The sequence below is a fragment of the Pseudomonas sp. PAMC 26793 genome (assembly GCF_000313235.1).
Lineage (GTDB): Bacteria > Pseudomonadota > Gammaproteobacteria > Pseudomonadales > Pseudomonadaceae > Aquipseudomonas > Aquipseudomonas yamanorum.
Genome location: NZ_AMXG01000040.1, coordinates 1 through 17,375 on the forward strand (window position 1 = coordinate 1; position 17,375 = coordinate 17,375).

At 60.5% G+C, this 17,375-nt stretch carries 14 protein-coding genes and 2 rRNA genes; 8 read left to right on the forward strand and 8 right to left on the reverse strand.

From position 1 onward, the window contains the following. The 5 genes from D109_RS0120965 to D109_RS0120985 form a co-directional block, all read left to right on the forward strand. Positions 1-114, forward strand: a 23S ribosomal RNA gene (locus tag D109_RS0120965); the annotation flags it as partial. Between the two features lie 169 nt (positions 115-283). Beyond that, a 5S ribosomal RNA gene (gene rrf / locus D109_RS0120970) occupies positions 284-399 on the forward strand. 169 nt (positions 400-568) lie between these two features. Beyond that, positions 569-1,228: a paraquat-inducible protein A gene (locus D109_RS0120975; protein ID WP_017478595.1), complete on the forward strand. Its 660-nt coding sequence runs from the start codon at positions 569-571 to the stop codon at positions 1,226-1,228. Continuing rightward, complete coding sequence (locus tag D109_RS0120980) at positions 1,215-1,838, forward strand: paraquat-inducible protein A (RefSeq protein ID WP_003214366.1); 624 nt, start codon at positions 1,215-1,217, stop codon at positions 1,836-1,838. Before D109_RS0120975 ends, D109_RS0120980 begins: the two co-directional genes overlap by 14 nt. Further along, positions 1,831-4,134, forward strand: coding sequence for a PqiB family protein (locus tag D109_RS0120985; protein WP_017478596.1), 2,304 nt, complete (start codon positions 1,831-1,833; stop codon positions 4,132-4,134). The genes D109_RS0120980 and D109_RS0120985 overlap by 8 nt, the downstream gene beginning before the upstream one ends. Positions 4,135-4,305: 171 nt before the next feature. Here the strand turns inward: D109_RS0120985 and mksF are convergent, their stop codons facing one another. The 3 genes from mksF to mksB are packed head-to-tail and all read right to left on the reverse strand — an operon-like array spanning position 4,306 to position 9,117. Next, entirely contained in the window at positions 4,306-7,146 is a 2,841-nt protein-coding gene (mksF, locus tag D109_RS0120990; RefSeq protein ID WP_017478597.1) for an Mks condensin complex protein MksF, read from the reverse strand. Beyond that, positions 7,143-7,850: an Mks condensin complex protein MksE gene (mksE, locus tag D109_RS0120995; RefSeq protein ID WP_017478598.1), complete on the reverse strand. Its 708-nt coding sequence runs from the start codon at positions 7,848-7,850 to the stop codon at positions 7,143-7,145. Before mksE ends, mksF begins: the two co-directional genes overlap by 4 nt. Further along, positions 7,840-9,117 (reverse strand): Mks condensin complex protein MksB, encoded by a 1,278-nt coding sequence (mksB, locus tag D109_RS0121000; protein ID WP_003214377.1) that lies wholly within the window; start codon positions 9,115-9,117, stop codon positions 7,840-7,842. The genes mksE and mksB overlap by 11 nt, the downstream gene beginning before the upstream one ends. 206 nt (positions 9,118-9,323) lie before the next feature. Between mksB and D109_RS0121005 the strand changes: the two genes are divergently transcribed. Then, a complete protein-coding gene (locus tag D109_RS0121005; protein ID WP_017478599.1) occupies positions 9,324-10,061 on the forward strand; it encodes a hypothetical protein in 738 nt (245 codons plus the stop codon). After that, positions 10,054-10,506, forward strand: coding sequence for a ribosomal protein S18-alanine N-acetyltransferase (rimI, locus tag D109_RS0121010; RefSeq protein ID WP_003214382.1), 453 nt, complete (start codon positions 10,054-10,056; stop codon positions 10,504-10,506). Before D109_RS0121005 ends, rimI begins: the two co-directional genes overlap by 8 nt. Before the next feature lie 120 nt (positions 10,507-10,626). Here the strand turns inward: rimI and D109_RS0121015 are convergent, their stop codons facing one another. Next, entirely contained in the window at positions 10,627-11,031 is a 405-nt protein-coding gene (locus D109_RS0121015) for a hypothetical protein (protein WP_017478600.1), read from the reverse strand. Between the two features lie 152 nt (positions 11,032-11,183). Between D109_RS0121015 and can the strand changes: the two genes are divergently transcribed. Beyond that, positions 11,184-11,828 (forward strand): carbonate dehydratase, encoded by a 645-nt coding sequence (gene can / locus D109_RS0121020; protein ID WP_017478601.1) that lies wholly within the window; start codon positions 11,184-11,186, stop codon positions 11,826-11,828. Here the strand turns inward: can and D109_RS0121025 are convergent. The 4 genes from D109_RS0121025 to D109_RS0121040 form a co-directional block, all read right to left on the reverse strand. Beyond that, on the reverse strand, positions 11,825-12,349 hold the full coding sequence (locus D109_RS0121025) for a hypothetical protein (RefSeq protein WP_017478602.1): 525 nt from the start codon (positions 12,347-12,349) through the stop codon (positions 11,825-11,827). The genes can and D109_RS0121025 overlap by 4 nt on opposite strands. A gap of 173 nt (positions 12,350-12,522) precedes the next feature. Next, positions 12,523-13,692 (reverse strand): hypothetical protein, encoded by a 1,170-nt coding sequence (locus D109_RS0121030; protein ID WP_017478603.1) that lies wholly within the window; start codon positions 13,690-13,692, stop codon positions 12,523-12,525. Positions 13,693-13,814: 122 nt separating this feature from the next. Then, positions 13,815-15,515, reverse strand: coding sequence for an acid phosphatase (gene acpA / locus D109_RS0121035; protein ID WP_017478604.1), 1,701 nt, complete (start codon positions 15,513-15,515; stop codon positions 13,815-13,817). 264 nt (positions 15,516-15,779) lie between these two features. Further along, a complete protein-coding gene (locus D109_RS0121040; protein ID WP_017478605.1) occupies positions 15,780-17,198 on the reverse strand; it encodes a short-chain fatty acid transporter in 1,419 nt (472 codons plus the stop codon). Positions 17,199-17,375 lie beyond the last annotated feature (177 nt).

Here is a 17,375-nt window from a genome sequence, read left to right on the forward strand (position 1 = left end):
GGAACCTTGAGTTCCCTGAAGGGCCGTCGAAGACTACGACGTTGATAGGTTGGGTGTGTAAGCGCTGTGAGGCGTTGAGCTAACCAATACTAATTGCCCGTGAGGCTTGACCATATAACACCCAAGCAATTTGTATGCTTCGAGCTGAAAAGCGAAAGAGCACCAGATTGCGGTGTGTGAAGACGAAACGAACCGAAAGTTCGAATCTCACAAACACCGAAAGCTATCACATACCCAATTTGCTGAAGCGAGGCCATCTGGTCACGACTCAGTACCCGAATTTCTTGACGACCATAGAGCATTGGAACCACCTGATCCCATCCCGAACTCAGCAGTGAAACGATGCATCGCCGATGGTAGTGTGGGGTTTCCCCATGTGAGAGTAGGTCATCGTCAAGATTAAATTCCGAAGCCCCTGATTGCTAACGCAATCAGGGGTTTTGTTTTGGGCGGTCGGAAACTTACCGACATGCTCGATATACAGCGGCACCCCGACAAATTTGCACAGTTATTTCTGAACCAGAACACTAGAATAGGCACCTAACCTTTTTTAGAGTCCGAGCCCTATATGCCCGACCCGGTTGATACCCTCGAGGTGTCAGACTTACCGCTGGACGAACTCGTGGCATGCCATGAGTGCGACTTGCTGATGCGCAAGCCGGAGCTTGCCCGCGGTGAAAAGGCCCAATGCCCACGCTGCGGCTACGAGCTGTATGCTCACCGCCACAACGTCGTTGAACGAAGCCTGGCGTTAGTGATTGCCGCGCTATTGTTGTACGTCCCCGCGAACTTTTTACCCATCATGCAGCTCAATCTACTCGGGCAGTCCTCGCAGGACACCGTATGGACCGGCGTGGTCGGTCTGTTCGACACCGGTATGCAAGGCGTCGCCGTGGTGGTGTTCCTCTGCAGCATGGGCATTCCATTGCTCAAGCTCCTGTGCCAGCTGGCGGTATTGTTGAGCATTCGCTGGAACATTGGCCGTAGCTACGGGCTGCTGTTTTATCGCATCTACCACCATCTGAAAGACTGGGGGATGCTCGAGGTCTACCTGATGGGCGTGCTGGTGGCGATCGTAAAACTGGCCGACATGGCGACCATCACCGTTGGGCTTGGCCTGGCCTGCTTCGTAAGTCTGTTAATGGTCCAGATACTGCTGGAGGTGGTGATGTCACCTCACCAGATCTGGGAAGCGCTATCAGGAGAGGATGCTCATGCGGGCGATTGATGCGGGCATTCTGATCTGTACCGAATGCCATGAACTAAACAAACAAGACCCGGACACCGACGAGCAAACCTGCACCCGTTGCGGTGCACTGGTTCACGCTCGCCGGCCGAACAGCCTGACGCGCACCTGGGCGCTGCTGATCACCGCAGCCATCCTGTACATCCCGGCCAATCTGTTGCCGATCATGACCGTCAGCTCCCTGGGGCAGGGCGATCCGAGCACCATCATGTCCGGCGTTATCCAACTGATGCAGCACGGAATGTTCCCGATCGCCGCTGTAGTGTTTATCGCCAGCATCCTGGTACCCACCTTCAAGCTGGTGGGTATTGGGCTGCTGCTGTTCTCGGTACAACGTCACCAACCACTTTCCGCGCAACAACGCATTATCATGTACCGCTTTATCGAGTTTATTGGCCGCTGGTCCATGCTGGATATCTTCGTGATTGCCATCCTGGTGGCGGTCGTAAACTTTGGGCGACTTGCCAGTGTCGAGGCCAATCTCGGTGCCGTGGCGTTCGCCAGTGTGGTGATCTTGACGATGCTTGCCGCAGTAACTTTCGATCCCCGACTGATTTGGGATAACACGGAGTCGGACGACGACCATGAGTGATTTGCCTAAGGCTAAAACCCGCCCAGCTTCCAACTGGTCGGCCATTTGGGTGCTGCCCCTGATTGCCCTGATCATCGGTGGCTGGTTGGGATGGCGTGCGTACAACCAGCAAGGTATCGAGATTCAGGTTCGCTTTGAAAGCGGCGAAGGCATCCAGGCCAACAAGACCGAAGTGGTCTACAAAGGCATGTCCGTGGGTAAGGTCAAAACACTGGCCCTGGATGACGAAGGTAACAATCGCGGGGTGATCGCCACCATCGAGATGAACAAGGACGTGGAGCAATACCTCAAGACCAACACCCGCTTCTGGCTGGTAAAGCCGAGTGTCAGCCTGGCCGGGATCACTGGGCTGGAAACCCTGGTCTCGGGTAACTACATCGCTGCCAGCCCGGGCGATGGTGAGCCGACGCGCAAGTTCAAGGCCCTGTCTGAAGAACCGCCCTTATCCGACGCCAAGCCCGGCCTGCACCTGACGATCAAAGCCGATCGTCTCGGCTCGCTGAACCGCGGCAGCCCGGTGTTCTATAAGCAGATCCAGGTCGGCCAGGTCAAAAGCTACCTGCTCTCCGAAGACCAGACCACCGTTGAAATCAAGGTCTACATCGAGCCGACCTACGCCAGCCTGGTGCGCAAACACACGCGTTTCTGGAACGCCAGCGGCATCAGCATCGACGCCAACCTCTCCGGCGTAAAAGTGCGCAGTGAATCCCTGGCCAGCATCGTTGCCGGCGGTATCGCCTTCGCCACGCCAGAGAACCGCAAGGACAGCCCGCCGACGGACCCGAGCCTGCCGTTCCGCCTGTATGAAGACTTCGATGCAGCAGCCGCAGGCATCAAGGTCAAAGTCAAACTCACCGACTTCGAAGGTCTCCAGGCGGGTCGCACGCCGGTGATGTACAAAGGCATCCAGGTCGGCAGCCTGAAAACCCTGAAGATCGACCCGGACCTTTCCAGCGCCAATGCCGAGCTGACCCTCGACCCACTGGCCGAAGACTACCTCGTCCAGGACACCCAATTCTGGGTGGTCAAGCCGTCCATCTCCCTGGCCGGCATCACCGGGCTGGAAGCGTTGGTCAAAGGTAACTACATCGCCATCCGTCCCGGCGACAAGGGCAGCGCGCCACAACGGGAGTACGTCGCCCGGGCCAAGGCGCCGCCACTGGACCTGCGTTCCCCCGGCCTGCACATGGTGCTGTTCACCGACAACCTCGGTTCCCTGGATGTCGGCAGCCCGATCCTCTACAAGCAGGTCAAGGTCGGTTCCGTACAGAGCTACCAGTTCTCCCGCAAGAACAAGCAACTGGTGATTGGCGTCCATATCGAGAAAGAGTACGAAGGCCTGGTCAACGGCTCGACCCGATTCTGGAATGCCAGCGGCGTGACCCTGACCGGCGGACTTACCGGCGGCATCCAGGTGAAAAGCGAATCCCTGGCCAGCCTGATGGCCGGCGGTATCGCCTTCGAAACCCCGGAGCCGAATGTACCGCTGAAAAAGCGTATCCCGCGTTTCCGTCTGTTCCCGGACCGCGAAGCCGCCAACCAGCACGGTACATTGGTGACCATCAAGGTCGACCGCGCCGACGGTCTGCGCCCAGGTACGCCGGTACGCTTCAAAGGCCTCGACGTCGGCAAGATCGAAAGCGTCGACTTGAGCGCGGACATGCAATCGGTCCTGCTCAGCGCGCGCATCACCCAAGTGGCAGATCGCATCGCCCGGGCCGGCAGTCAGTTCTGGGTGGTCAAGCCAGAACTGGGGCTAATGAAAACGTCGAATCTGGAAACCCTGGTCACCGGTCAGTACATCGAAGTGCAGCCCGCAGCAAAAAACGCCGGCCCGCAAAAGAGCTTCGTTGCCCTCGACCAACCGCCTGAAGCGGTCCATCAGGACGCGGGCTTGAGCCTGGTGCTCAGTGCGGCGCGCCGCGGTTCGCTGAAGGAAGGTGTGCCGGTCACCTACCGCGAAGTCACGGTAGGCAAGGTCACAGGCTACGAGCTGGGCCAGACCGCCGACCGCGTGCTGATCCATATCCTGATCGAGCCGAAGTACGCGCCGCTGGTGCGCAGTGGCAGCCGGTTCTGGAACACCAGCGGTTTCGGTCTCGACTTCGGCCTGTTCAAAGGCGCGACGGTACGCACCGAATCCCTGGAGACCTTGGTCGCCGGCGGCATCGCCTTTGCCACGCCAGACGGCGAGCGCATGGGGAATGCCGCTCGACCCCAGCAAACCTTCCCGCTGTTCGACAAGTTCGAAGACGAATGGCTGACCTGGGCACCTAAAATCCCACTCGGCAAATAGACCGAGGCGCGGCCTTCGCGAGCAAGCCCGCTCCCACATTCGACCCAGTTCCCCCTGAAGGAACCCGATTGAATGTGGGAGCGGGCTTGCTCGCGAAGAGGCCCTCAAGAACACCAAAAAAAAGGCCGCGATCCAAAAGATCGCGGCCTTTTTGCATTTCAGCGCGGCTGATTAAACCTCGTCCAACTCCGGTTCATCCGCCTGCACATTCACCGTCGCCTTCACCACATCGTGACGACGGATGTATTTCCAGTCTGCCTCATCAATGTAGATCCCGTTCGGCCCGCTGCCGCCTTCCAGGTCAATCGCCACCTGGGCGGACACCTGCGGCTTCACACTGGCCAGAATCGGCACGAAGCCCAGCTGCAAGCTGGTTTCCAGCAACGCCGCCTGGTTCTTCTCATCGATATCCGCCGCCTCGTCGAGGTAGTACGGCAAGCGCACACGACCTGCCTGGTCGCGGTCCATCAAGTGCAGCAACAAGTACATGTTGGTCAGCGCCTTGATGGTCATGGTGGTGCCGTTGGAGGCGGCGCCATCAATGTCGGTGTGAATGATTGGCTGGCCGTTGACCTTGGTGATCTCGAACGCCAATTCGAACAAGTCCTTGAGGCCCAACTGGTTGTGGTTGGCCGCAACCAGGCGCGCCAGGTATTCCTTGGCTTCCTCGTTCTTGTTGTCCTGCTCGGCGCTCTGGCTCAGGTCGAAGACCGACAGGGTTTCACCCTCTTCATACTGACCGGCACTGTGGATGATCTGGTCGATATGCTTGAGGGCTTCCTTGTTCGGCGCCAGCACGATGCGGAAGCTCTGCAGGTTGGACACCTGGCGCTTGTTGATCTCGCGGTTGAACAACGCCAACTGGTGCTCAAGGCTGTCGTAGTCGCTGCGGATATTGCGCAAGGTGCGCGCGATATCGGTGACCGCCGCACGCCGCGCCTTGCCCAGCGTCAGGGCTTCATCGGTACGGTGCGCGTAAGCGTTGATCAGCAGGTGCAGGCGGCGCTCCATATCGTCTTCACTGTCGAACTTGGCCACGCCCTTGAGGCGCACCTGTGCATACAGTGCGTCGATTTGGCCATCAGCGCGCAGCAGACCTTGCCAACTGTCCTGATAGTCATTAAGCAGTGGCAGCAGGTTTTCCATGGAGTCGTCGACCGGATCCATGAACGGCGTACCAAACGGCAAGTCCGCCGGCAGCAGTTGGCGACGACGCAACGCGTCATCCAGCGTGCGCTGCTTGGCTTCCATATCACCAATCTGGCGGCCTACCAGTTGCAGCTTGGCCGACAGTTGCTGGACGCGTTCGGTAAACGCATCGCTGGAACGCTTCAATTCGTCCTGGGCCGCTTCCATCTGCGCAAGGCTTTCCAGCTTCTCGCCTTCTTCTGCGCTCAGGGTTTGCGAGCGGCGGAAATCTTCCAGCGCCTTCTGTGCGTCCAATACCTGTTGGTACAGGGCTTCAGTCTGGGTCTTGCTCGCCGCGCGGTCAGCCGCCACGGCTTGCTGGGTTTTCAGTTGCTTGAGTTCTTTTTCCAGGCGTTCTTTCTGGTCACGCAACGCGGCGCGGTCAGCCAGGGCCTGCAACGCCGGTGGCTCGATGTGCGAGATGTCGATGGCCAGTCCCGGCACTTCAAAACGCTCGCCCTTGAAGCCATCGAGAATCTGCTCCAGGGATTTCACCCACAGGCCTTCCTCGTCCAGCGTGATGCCATGCTCACCCAGCGGCAAGCTGAACAGCGAACTGTTGAACAGGCGCATCAGACGCTCGACATCCTGCTGCGAGAATTCTTCCCGCAGCTTGGCGTAGCTGTTGTTGTCGGCGTGATCGAGTTGCTGTTTCACCGACTTCAAGCGTTTTTCCAGGTCCCGCAGACGCTCGTCCAAATCCTCGGCGCTGAACTGACGCGACTGCGCCAAGGCCCCGGCCAATTCATCGTGAGCATCCTTGGCCGCCAGCAGTTGCTGCTCCAGCACCTTGACGTCATCCACCAGGGCGAAGCGATGCTTGAGCACCGACAGTTCACCGAGCCAGCGCTGAATGCCGCTGATTTCCCGCTCCAGGCGCATCAGCTCCTGAGTGCCGCCGCGCTGGTCGTTTTGCAGTGCGTCTTGCTCGTTGCGGTAATGCTCGGCCTGGATCGTCAGCTCTTCCTTGCGCGCACTGGCGTAGTCCGACCAAGTGCCCAACAACGAATCCAGCAGCGGCGATAGGCGATGCAGTTTGCCCCGCAGGATTTCCCGCTGTTTCACGCCATTGGACAGCGCTTCCACCAGCGGCCCGGCGGCTACCAATGAGTTGTAGTCCTGCTCCATGCGTCGTACATCACGGAAGGCTTCTTCACACGCCGCGATGTAATCGACACTGCCGGAACGCAGGCTGTGTTCGAACGCATCCAGGAACAGTTGCTTCAACTTGGCCGCGGTAATTTCCCGCATGTGCAGCAAGTTGATAAACAGCGCACGGAAGGTCTTCAGGCTCTGCTCGCTGGTGGAGCGCAGCGGAATCAGGGTCAGGTCCAGCGGGATCGACGTATGGCCGCCCACCAGCAAACGTCGCAGTTCATCCGGCTTCAGTTCGTAAGCCTTCAGGCCTTCGCGCTCAAGGTTGGTGAACAGCTCTTTCTGGCGCAGGCAGGTGTCGTTCTTCTGGTAGTGCGCCAGGTCCAGCTTGCCCGCGTAGGCAAAGAACTGGTGACCGAAACCACCGCCCGGGCCGCGACCGACCACGCCGATCACGTGTGGGCCATGGGGCAGTGCCACTTCCACCAGGATGTAGCTGGTGTCGGTAGCAAAGTAGAAACGCCGGGATTGCTCCAGGGTGTACTTGCCGAAACTCATGTCCGACATGCGCGCCAGAATCGGGAACTGCAAGGCGTTGATCGAGGCCGATTTGCCGAGGTTGTTCGCGCCGTACACCGACAGCGGTTCTTCCAGCGGGAACAACCCCAGGCTGTAACCGGCGGTGTTCAAAAGGGCGAAGCGGCGAATGCCGTAGCGTTCCTTGCTCATGCGTCGGTCTCCTGTTCTTCGGCAATGGCACGGGCCAGGGCGTCTTCTTCGCTTTCTTCTGCGAAGTCACTCAAGTCCAGCGGGTCATCGGTCTTCAGCAGTTTCTCATCGCTGTCCTCGTCGATGATCACCGGGGCTGGCAGCGGCAATACGCTGTGGATACTCGCGGCGAGGTCACGGTCCTGCTGCACCGAGAGGCACACATCGAGGAAGCGGTGCATCGGCGGCAGGAAGCGGTAGATACCGTTCTCTTCACTGGCAAAACCCAGCTGGGTCATGCGGCGCATGATTTTTTCTTCCAGTTCCTCAACGGTCGTCACTTCGGCCTGGATAAACAGGTCGCGGTACTTTTCCAGCAACGACGGCAGCTCATCACGGCCCAGGCTGCCACCGTCAAGCACAGCGATCGGGTCGCGGCCCTGGTCGGCCAGGTGCTCGACGATGATGAAGGTGAACAACGCCAGGCGCTGGGCGGTCTTGTTGACCTGCGCGGCAGCCACGGCCGAGTCCGGTACGAAGTAGTAGAAACCCCGGGTGTCGCACACCAGCTCAAAGCCCAGGGCCTTGAACAGCGTGCGGTACTGGTCCTGGAAGTTCGACAGTTGGGCGTACAGCTCCGGGTCGCGGCGGCTGACGTGGTAACCCTTGAACAGCTCGCGAAAGATCGGCGCCAGCTGGGACAGTTCGGATAGATCAAGATGCATGAGGGGTGCTCGCAGAATTCCCGGCCGTATCAATACTGGCTGGAAGCAGGGCGAATGAGCGCAGGCTGACCTGGTGCTCGTGAGTGTGGTAATCCCGCCGTTCCAGACGTTCGCGCTTGAAGCGTTTCTCCCGCGAGAGGCGTGAGAACCAGTACAGCAACTCGTCGGTTGCGCCGTCCGGTTCCTGCTCCAGCAGCCAGGTCATCAGGTCGGGCATCGGCAGCGCGTCTTCACAGCGCTCGAGCATTTCCTTGACCGTGCGCGGTGCGCGAGGGGCTTCGCCCTTGTGGGATTTGTGCGCCTTGGGGAAACGCGCCGGCTTCGGTTCGAAGTTGGCCAAGGCGTACACGTAGGCTTCAACCTGGCTGGCACTGCCCAGAAAGGTGCTTTGCGGCCGGGTGAACATCGGCATCGCCGCTTGCGGCACCGCGTCCAGGCCCTTGCGGCGAATCGCCGACAAGGCCAGCGCCGCGCCACGGGTCACGGCGTTGTGCCGGCGCGCTTCTTCCCGCAACGGCAGCAGCAGTTCCCGGGCGTGACGCAAGGTCAGTTGAGCGCTGGTCTGCATTTCGAGGATGCGCGCATGGGTGCGCAGCAGCATGTCGTCGTCCACCAGGTGGCCGAGGCGCTGCTGTTCGGTGAGCATGCGCAACAGCACGTTCTCGACCTTGCGCACGCCTTGTTCGAAGGCGCCGTCGGCGTTCACCAACTGAATCATCGGTTCGACGTATTCGTCCCAGGTCGCCAGGACTTCGGCGTAACGCTGGCGCAACGGGATCTGCCGGTCGCTGGTCTTGGCGCGGTCGGCTACGGCCGCGAGGGCCTGTTCGTCGTTGGCGAGTTTTTTCAGCACGTCCCGCACGCGCATGTCCAGCAGGCGCAGTTGGCGCGCCAGGTCATGGCCGTCACGGATGTCGAAGGCGTCCTGGATATAACCCGCCAGGCGCTCAAGGTGGCGCAGGTAGGCTTCGATCTCCAGGCACAGGCCGAGCCGGTGCTCCTTGCGAAGATACGCCAGGAAGTCGTGGATCTGTGCGTTGAGCTCGAAGCGGTTCGGGCTCTTGGCGACAGGCACCAGGATATCCAGGCGAATCCACACGTCCAGCAGGCTGGTGATGTCCTGTGGCGTGCTGTCCAGTTGTTGGGCAGCCAGTTGGGCGCGCAGTTCGCTGAGGCTCAGGGTGCCTTGGTCGAAGTGTTCGCACAGTGGCTCAAGCAGGGCCCAGTGTTCGGCGAGGGCGCGCAAGACGCGCTTGGGTTCGATCATCGGAATGGCCGGCTGGTTAGCGATTAAAAGCAGCGATTGTACTGCATCGGGGGTGGGATTTATCCACAGCCGGTCGTGAGGCGCTCACCGGAACGATCAACTGCGGGCGATCTTCGTCGAAGGGCGGTAGAATCCCCGTTCTTTAGTTATCCACAAGTGGCCGACCTTTGCTTATCGAGTCCCGACGTCGCGCTTACTTGACCGCCATGCAGGTGGTCAACTGGCTGCCGCGCACTGAATTACCATTCGCCGCCCCCTCGCGGCCCGAGTTGCTGGAGGCCCCGGAACCGTTCGAGGCTTTCGAGCCTTCGGGTGAGGAGGCGGCTGCGCCGGTGCCGCTGGTCAAGCCCGTGGCAGAAACCCCGGTGGTCCGGCCAAAGGTCGAAGTGCCGCGCCCATCGCCGGTGGCCAAGCCGGTCGTCGCCGAAGAGGCACCTGCCGTGGTCAAGGCTCCGGTCGTGCCGCCGCCGCGCTTTGCCCTGCAACTGCTGCGGGCCGGGCGATGCCTGCTGCTGGTGGAGTTGCCCACCGGCGAGCGCTTCCAGACCCGCGACCCGGCCTATCTGCTGCTCAAGGACATGTTGCGCGCCGCCGGCCTGCCCGACAGCCCGCAAATCGTCGGCGAACCGGTGCGCTGGCCGCTGCTGGCCCGGGGCACCATGGACCAGGGGCCGGAAGCCGCGCGGGATTTTGTGCAAGGTTTTGTCTCGGCGCGCCTGGAAGACGAACCCTGCGTGTGCCTGTGGCTGATCGGCCTGCCCGCCGTGCGTTTTGCCGGTGAAGCGAATGCCGAGGCCTGGTACCGCGAACTGCAGGTCGAAGGCCTGGGCTCTGTCTGGGCCCTGCCGGGCCTGGAACTATTAATGGAAGAGCCACAGCGTAAGGCTGATGTCTGGCAAGCCATGCGCCGGCTGATGGCGCGCTGGAAAAGTACCGATGAGTGAAGCTTTATCTTTCCGCCCGATGACCGAGGCGGACCTCGACGCTGTACTGAAGATCGAATACGCAGCGTTCAGCCATCCCTGGACCCGCGGGATTTTTCTCGACGGGCTGGGCAAGTACCAGATCTGGCTGATGTTCGAAGGTGAGCAGCAGGTGGGCCACGGGGTGGTGCAGATCATCCTCGATGAAGCGCATTTGCTGAACATCACCGTCAAGCCGGAAAACCAGGGCCGTGGCCTGGGTTTGAGCCTGTTGGAGCACCTGATGTCCCGGGCCTACGAGGCCAAGGCGCGGGAATGTTTCCTGGAAGTGCGCGACAGCAATACCGGCGCGTTCCGGCTGTATGAGCGTTACGGTTTCAACGAGATTGGCCGTCGGCGGGATTATTACCCCGCCGTCGGTGGTCGTGAAGATGCGGTCGTGATGGCCTGCACCCTGGTCGACTAAACGCAGTGCCCAATGTGGGAGCGGGCTTGCTCGCGAATACGGTGGTCCAGTCGGCAGATGTAATGACTGACACACCGCCTTCGCGAGCAAGCCCGCTCCCACATCTAGTTCGGCAGAGTGTCAGCGGTTGCCGTCTACTGGATCGATATCGGCCAGTTCGGCCTCATCCAGGCCATTGCCGCCGCCAATCTCGTCTTCATCGACTATGCTCAGGTCCCAATCGGCCTGTCCATCTTCACCTTCTTCCTGGGCATCCCGTGCGCCGTCCTCACGGATCAGGGTTTCCGGGCTCATATCATCATCGGTTGATTCATGATCAGCGGTGGAAGCCCCAGTCATCCCAGCCTCGCGTACCCGCTCGTCGGGCATCAGATGCTCGCGTTCACGAGGTGGAATCTCGTCGCCGATCTCCGCCGTCGGCTCTTCCTTGTCAAAATCCAGTTCCCGCATGGAGCCCATGCGGTCTTCGTTGTCATCAATCGGCTCCGGTTGGGTGGCGCCGAATGGACGTCGTGAATCAGTCATGGCGATTCCTCATACTGTGGGGCTTATAGTGTGTGGACAGGCATGGCTCCCCAAGATTCAAGAAATTACCGGCCGGCTATCTTTAATTATCGGCGTGACCCGGATGGGCGGTCGTCTGTCAAAGCTGCGCATCATTCCTGAGGCTTTCCCTGATGAACGAACTACAAGACCTGCTTGATAACAACGAACGCTGGGCAGATGCGATCAAACAGGAAGATCCCGAATTCTTCGCCAAGCTTGCCCGCCAGCAAACCCCGGAATACCTGTGGATCGGCTGTTCCGATGCCCGCGTACCGGCCAACGAGATCGTCGGCATGCTGCCGGGCGACCTGTTTGTGCATCGCAACGTTGCTAACGTGGTGCTGCACACCGACCTCAATTGCCTGTCGGTGATCCAGTACGCGGTTGACGTGCTCAAGGTCAAACACATCCTGGTGACCGGCCACTATGGCTGCGGCGGTGTACGCGCCTCGATGCAGGACAACCAGTTGGGCCTGATCGACGGCTGGCTGCGCACCATCCGTGACCTGTACTACGAAAACCGCGATGTGCTGGCCCAGTTGCCCACGGAAGAGGAACGCGTCGACCGCCTGTGCGAGTTGAACGTGATCCAGCAAGTGGCCAACGTCGGCCATACCAGCATTGTGCAAAACGCCTGGCACCGTGGGCAGAGCCTGTCGGTTCACGGCTGTATCTACGGAATCAAGGATGGCCGCTGGAAAAGCCTGAACGCCACCATCAGTGGCTTCGAGCAATTGCCGCCGCAATACCGCCTGCGCCCGCTGGGAGCGGTCTAAGGGCTTTTGCGTTTGCGCCACTGCTCCATGAACTGTTGACCCTCGGCATTCAACGGCTCCTTCATGCCGGTGATCCAGCCCCGACAGTTGAGCTCGCCACACTGGCAGCGAAACTGTCGGAACAGTACGTCCTCGGTGTGGGCGTAATCCATGGTCAGCAGGGCGCCGGCGGGCACCGGCTGAACGGACCAGAGTTCCAGGTACGTCATGTCGAGAAATACGTTCGGGTTGCACGAGTGCGAAAGCAAGCCGCAGAACCACGGGTCGTACAAGTGGATACGCGAGGACATCTGCACCGTATGCAGGCGCCGCTCGCTCAGCGCGTAGCCGGACACCTTGGCGATGCGCAGGCGGCTATCAAAGGCGACGCGCATCTTGATCCCTTTGCCTGAACCCTCCCGGGTACGCACCACTTCATAGTCGCAAGCGCGGGGGTAGCCGTGTTCGGTGAGCACGGTCGCGAAGGGGTAAAGACAGTCACTCACAGCGGTTTTAGCCTGATCCATGGCTTGAGTTTTCATAACTCTCCAGGAGGGGGCTGCATCGACCTGCCGGTGGTGTCTGGGCTGCCAGTCTTGCAGCGGATGGGCGCGGCTCAAGACTCGCTGAAGTGAGCGCCAATTTCTACTGTCAAATCTGACAGTAGAAATTGGCTATTTTTTCTGTAGGAAAACTCCCCCGTATGCGGCTTGTGTCAAAGCGCCGGTGCATCAACCGCCGGTGCCGGCACTGCGCTTTTCAATTGCCTTAGCTGAGTCTTGATTGCGGGCTGGGCGCACTTGGCGTTCGCTTGTTCGGGCGTCAGTTCGCGGATCGAGGTGTAGAACAGTTCGCAGGTCTGCTCCTTGCGTGTTACCTGCCAGGTGTTCATGCAGCCTTTGAGCTGCACATTCGGATCGCTGGCGGGCTTCTGGCCCATCGAGGCCTGCCAGCACGCGGCGCTCAAGTCCTGGCCCATCACCTTCAAGCCGGCCTCGTCGGCCTTTTGCTCGTCACCGTCATACGTGTCGGGGTTGGCGGCATACCAGATGTAACTCGGGTGGTTGGCCCCCAGCACGGCGACCTGGCTGCCATCGGCCGGACTGATCTGCGCCAGGCCCAACACACCGACGGTTTGCCCGTATTGCTGCTTGATCCAGCTGCGCACTGGCGCCCCAAAAGCCACCATCGGCAATGCGCCGCCCGCGTGCAGGCTCAGCTCCTTGACCATGCGTGTCTGGTAGTCGGTGAAGTAACCGTACACACCTTCCAGGTCCTTGCCCGCCGTGGCGGGGGCGGCGATCGGCGCGATGTCGATGATGGTCTGGTATTCCGGCGTCTGGGTCGCCGGGATGCCGTTGGCCGTGAGCAAGGTCGCCCAGCGGTCGGTGGTGGCCGACTCCAGGTAGTCCTGGAAGTGGGTCAGGGAGTAATCCGGCGGGAAGTGCAGCAGTTCGATGCTCTTGCGGTTTTCCAGGGCCATGCCCAGCGGCAGGAACAGGTACCAGTTGAACTGCCACTTGCCATCGCCATTGAGCTTGCTGGCGCCCTGGTAAGCCAGGTCGGCGGTGTCGAGCAAGGTGGTCAGCGGCTGGCCGTAACCGTCCGGCACGCCGCTGAAGGTGGCAAGCACCTGGTCATGCTCGGTTTTTACACTGACTTTGCCCCGGCTGTAACCGTCTCGTTGCAGGCTTTGGTTCAGGTAGTGCTCGACGGTCTGCTCCAGCGTCCAGGGACGAAAGCAGATGACGCTGCAATTGTTCGGGTACGCGAACAACTGGGTGACCCGTTGCGGGGTACCCAGCGGTACGGTGATGTCAGCGTGTACGACCGCACTCAAGGTCAGTGCGGCCAGGGTGAAGGACAACCTGGAGAGTTTAAACATGGATGATTCCCTGTCAGCGAAAGCCCGTCTGCGCGGGGTGAATGCCCACCCTCACACAGTAGCGGTTGACCGGGGAAAGCGCGTAGAAAAACTGCGCGCTTGTCGCTTTTGAGCAAGTGCGTCTACACCTTGAAGTGCAACGCATTGGTCAGGTCACCCATGGGTTTCTGGCCACGGGCGACCATCGACTCGTCCCGCAGCTTGATGCCGTCGAGTTTCTCCAGTTGGAAGACCCGGGTGATCAGGCGCAGGATCGACGCCGTGTCATACACCGTATGGTCCACCGTGCCCTTGCGTGCGAATGGAGAAATGACCAGCGCCGGAATACGTGTGCCCGGGCCCCAGCGGTCGCCTTTTGGCGGTGCCACGTGGTCCCACCAGCCGCCGTTCTCGTCGACCGTGATGATCACCACCATGTTTTTCCACTGCGGGCTTTCCTGCAGCATCTTCAACGTACGGGTGATATGCCGGTCGCCCGAAGCCACGTCGGCGTAACCGGCGTGCATGTTCAGGTTGCCCTGGGGCTTGTAGAAACTCACCGCCGGCAGCGTGCCGGCCTGGGCATCGGCCATGAAGTGGTTGGTGCTCGGGTCGTCGCCCAGGCCGCCATCGCGCAGGCGCTTCTTGCGCTCTACCGGGTTTTCCGGGCCTTGCTGCTTGAAGTAGTTGAACGGCTGGTGGTGGTACTGAAAGCTCGGGATCTTCGGAATCGCTGCCGAATCCTTGTGCTCATCAATCGTTGCCTGCCAGGCGCCGCCGTACCAGGCCCAGTCGACGTTCTTCTTCGACAGCTTGTCGCCGATATGCTCGTGAGACTGTGGGACCAATACGCTGGGCAGGTCCGGCTTGGCGTAGTCCGGGCGTTCCGGGTCGCGGATCCAGGTGGGCCAGTAGGGCGGGGCCATGGTGTTTACTGCGTAGCCGTCCGGGGTCAGTGCGCTCGGGCCGAATTGCGGCGGGCCGGTCATGGCGCTGGCCGGGGATTTGTCCAGCGGCTTGAGGCGCGTGTCGGTCGGGTCGTCGCTCTGCAACGTGGCGATCTGTGATTTGGCTACCGAGTTGGCGGCATCCGGGTAGAACGGCACCTGGGCGCTGATCAGGTATTGGTGGTTGAGGTACGAACCGCCAAAGGCGCCCTGGAAGAAGTTGTCGCACAGCACAAATTCCTTGGCCACGTCCCACAGGCGCAGGGAATAGCGCGTTTGCGGGTAATAGCCAAAGGTCAGTGCGCCCGAGTCGGCCCAGGCGACAAAACGGTCGTTCTTGCCGCCGTTGATCTGCATCTGGTTTTGATAGAACACGTGCCACAGGTCACGGGTGATCAAGGCCAGCGGCAGGTCTTCACCGTCCGGGCCTTTCAACGCGAAGGGGGCGTTGGGCAAGTGTTGTTGATATTGGGTGGCGCTGGGGTAGATCACCCCGTCGATGGTCTGCGGGCCCAATTGGGTCACGCCGCCCCACACCTCAGGCAAGGTATCCAGCAGGCTGCCGTCGCGGTCGTGTTGCTGGTAGTCGGCAGGCTTGAGCGCGGAGAGCGGGCTCTCCACGCCGGGGAAATCGGCAAACAGATTGTTGAAACTGCGGTTCTCGCCGTAGATCACCACCACGGTTTTCACGTTGTCGTGCAGGGCCTTGTCCAGTTCGGCAGGCGTCAGTTCGCGGTCGATGGGCGGGCCCGGCTGCTCAGCTGTGCCGCCGCAGGCGCTCAGGGTGGCCCCGGCCCCGAGTACAGCGACCCCACCCAAAAAGCGCCGACGGCTGGAGTCGGGGAGGGTGTCGGAGGCGTTTTGGGAGGCATTCTGGTCTTCTGTTTCGTCAGTCATCCGAGGCTTCTCACTGCTGTTTTTGGTTTATTTTATTTCTGGATGTTTCATTGAAATGGCGTGAAATATGGTAAAGCTTAAACGCTTCAGTCTATAAGGCGAGGCCTTAGGGCGTAAGGGAACTGTTTGTGACTGACGGGTTTCGTAACGCGACCGCGCTGCGACGCACTGATTTTCCCCTTGATCGGCGAGGTGCCGATCAAGGGGCAAGAGGCGTTGCCGGGCCTGGGTGAGAAGCTTAAGCAGGCAATATGACAGAAGCGTTTACGGCATCACCGGCGGCAAATATTTAAGCGTCGTGCCCAACGCCCACAGCAGGAACAACACCAGCGGCGTATGCACCAGCAACTGCACAAACGAAAAGCCGATCAAGTCCCGCGCCTTCAGCCCCAGCACGCCCAGCAGCGGCAGCATATAGAACGGGTTGATCAGGTTCGGCAGCGCTTCGGCGGCGTTGTAGATCTGCACCGCCCAGCCCAGGTGATATTCCAGGTCATTGGCAACCTGCATCACGTACGGCGCCTCGATGATCCATTTGCCGCCGCCCGACGGGATAAAGAAGCCCAGCACCGCCGAGTACACGCCCATCAACAGCGCGTAGGTGTCGTGGGACGCAATCGAGGTGAAGAAGGTCGAGATATGGTGCGCCAGGGTCGCGCCGTCACTGCCTTTGACCACGGTCATCAACGCCGCAATCGAGCCATACAACGGGAACTGGATCAGCACCCCGGTGGTGGTCGGCACCGCACGGGCCACCGCATCAAGGAAGCTGCGCGGGCGCCAGTGCAGCAACGCACCGACCATCAGGAACAGGAAGTTATAGGTGTTGAGCCCGGAGATCGCGCTGATCGCCGGCTTGGTCGAAAACTCGTGGAACAGCCACCCGGCTGCCAGCAACGCCAGCAGGATGGTCAGCAACGGGCTGTGTTCCAGCCATTCGCCGGGCCGGGTCGGCGGTTGTGGCTTGGGCAGGTTGAAGGCCGGGTCGACCCCGCAGGCCTTGGCATCACGGGCGGAGTTCGGCCCGGGCGCGGTGGCGTAGGCGATGATCAGCGAGACCACGATCAGTGCCAGCAACAGCACCCCGGATTGCCACAGAAAGATCGTCTCCGTGAACGGGATCATCCCGGTGATCGACAGAATCGACGGCGGCAAACTGGCCGGGTTGGCCTGCAACTGCGCCGCCGATGACGACAGCCCCAGCGCCCAAACGGCACCGAGACCGAGGTAGGCCGCAGCACCGGCCGCGCGATAGTCCATGCGCAAATCTGTACGACGGGCCAGTGCACGCACCAGCAGACCGCCGAACACCAGGGACAGGCCCCAGTTGAGCAACGAAGCAACCATCGAAATCAGCGCCACCCACGCCACCGCAGAGCGGCCGTTCTTCGGGATGCGCGCCAGGCGATCGATCAGTTTCACGGCGGGTGGGGAGCAGGCGACCACATAACCGCCAATCACCACAAAGGCCATTTGCATGGTGAACGGGATCAAGCTCCAGAAACCGTCACCAAAGGCCTTGGCGGCCTCGGTCGGGGCGGCGCCCATGCCCAAGGTCGCCACGGCGACAATGATCACGGCGAGGGCGGCAAACACCCAGGAGTCCGGGAACCAGCGCTCGGCGAAGTTTGAACAACGCAGGGCAAATCGGGCGTAGCGGCTGTCTTCGATAGCATCGGCCACGTTCAGTACCTCTATTTGTATTTATTATGGGGGGCGGCAGTTTTGCTGCATGTTCCTCTACGGCTATTCATTTGGGAATGTAGTTATCTTCATTGATCAATGAGTAAAGCAAATATATCCAGCGTGATTGCCATCACTCGGCCCAGCTCATAACCTGCATTCCATTTTGTTTGCCTG

Bases quoted from the DNA above. Each gene is read 5' to 3' on its own strand.
- D109_RS0120975 (WP_017478595.1), top strand. From the start codon at position 569: ATGCCCGACCCGGTTGATACCCTCGAGGTGTCAGACTTACCGCTGGAC.
- D109_RS0120980 (WP_003214366.1), top strand. From the start codon at position 1,215: ATGCGGGCGATTGATGCGGGCATTCTGATCTGTACCGAATGCCATGAA.
- D109_RS0120985 (WP_017478596.1), top strand. From the start codon at position 1,831: ATGAGTGATTTGCCTAAGGCTAAAACCCGCCCAGCTTCCAACTGGTCG.
- mksF (WP_017478597.1), bottom strand. From the start codon at position 7,146: ATGAGCAAGGAACGCTACGGCATTCGCCGCTTCGCCCTTTTGAACACC.
- mksE (WP_017478598.1), bottom strand. From the start codon at position 7,850: ATGCATCTTGATCTATCCGAACTGTCCCAGCTGGCGCCGATCTTTCGC.
- mksB (WP_003214377.1), bottom strand. From the start codon at position 9,117: ATGATCGAACCCAAGCGCGTCTTGCGCGCCCTCGCCGAACACTGGGCC.
- D109_RS0121005 (WP_017478599.1), top strand. From the start codon at position 9,324: ATGCAGGTGGTCAACTGGCTGCCGCGCACTGAATTACCATTCGCCGCC.
- rimI (WP_003214382.1), top strand. From the start codon at position 10,054: ATGAGTGAAGCTTTATCTTTCCGCCCGATGACCGAGGCGGACCTCGAC.
- D109_RS0121015 (WP_017478600.1), bottom strand. From the start codon at position 11,031: ATGACTGATTCACGACGTCCATTCGGCGCCACCCAACCGGAGCCGATT.
- can (WP_017478601.1), top strand. From the start codon at position 11,184: ATGAACGAACTACAAGACCTGCTTGATAACAACGAACGCTGGGCAGAT.
- D109_RS0121025 (WP_017478602.1), bottom strand. From the start codon at position 12,349: ATGAAAACTCAAGCCATGGATCAGGCTAAAACCGCTGTGAGTGACTGT.
- D109_RS0121030 (WP_017478603.1), bottom strand. From the start codon at position 13,692: ATGTTTAAACTCTCCAGGTTGTCCTTCACCCTGGCCGCACTGACCTTG.
- acpA (WP_017478604.1), bottom strand. From the start codon at position 15,515: ATGACTGACGAAACAGAAGACCAGAATGCCTCCCAAAACGCCTCCGAC.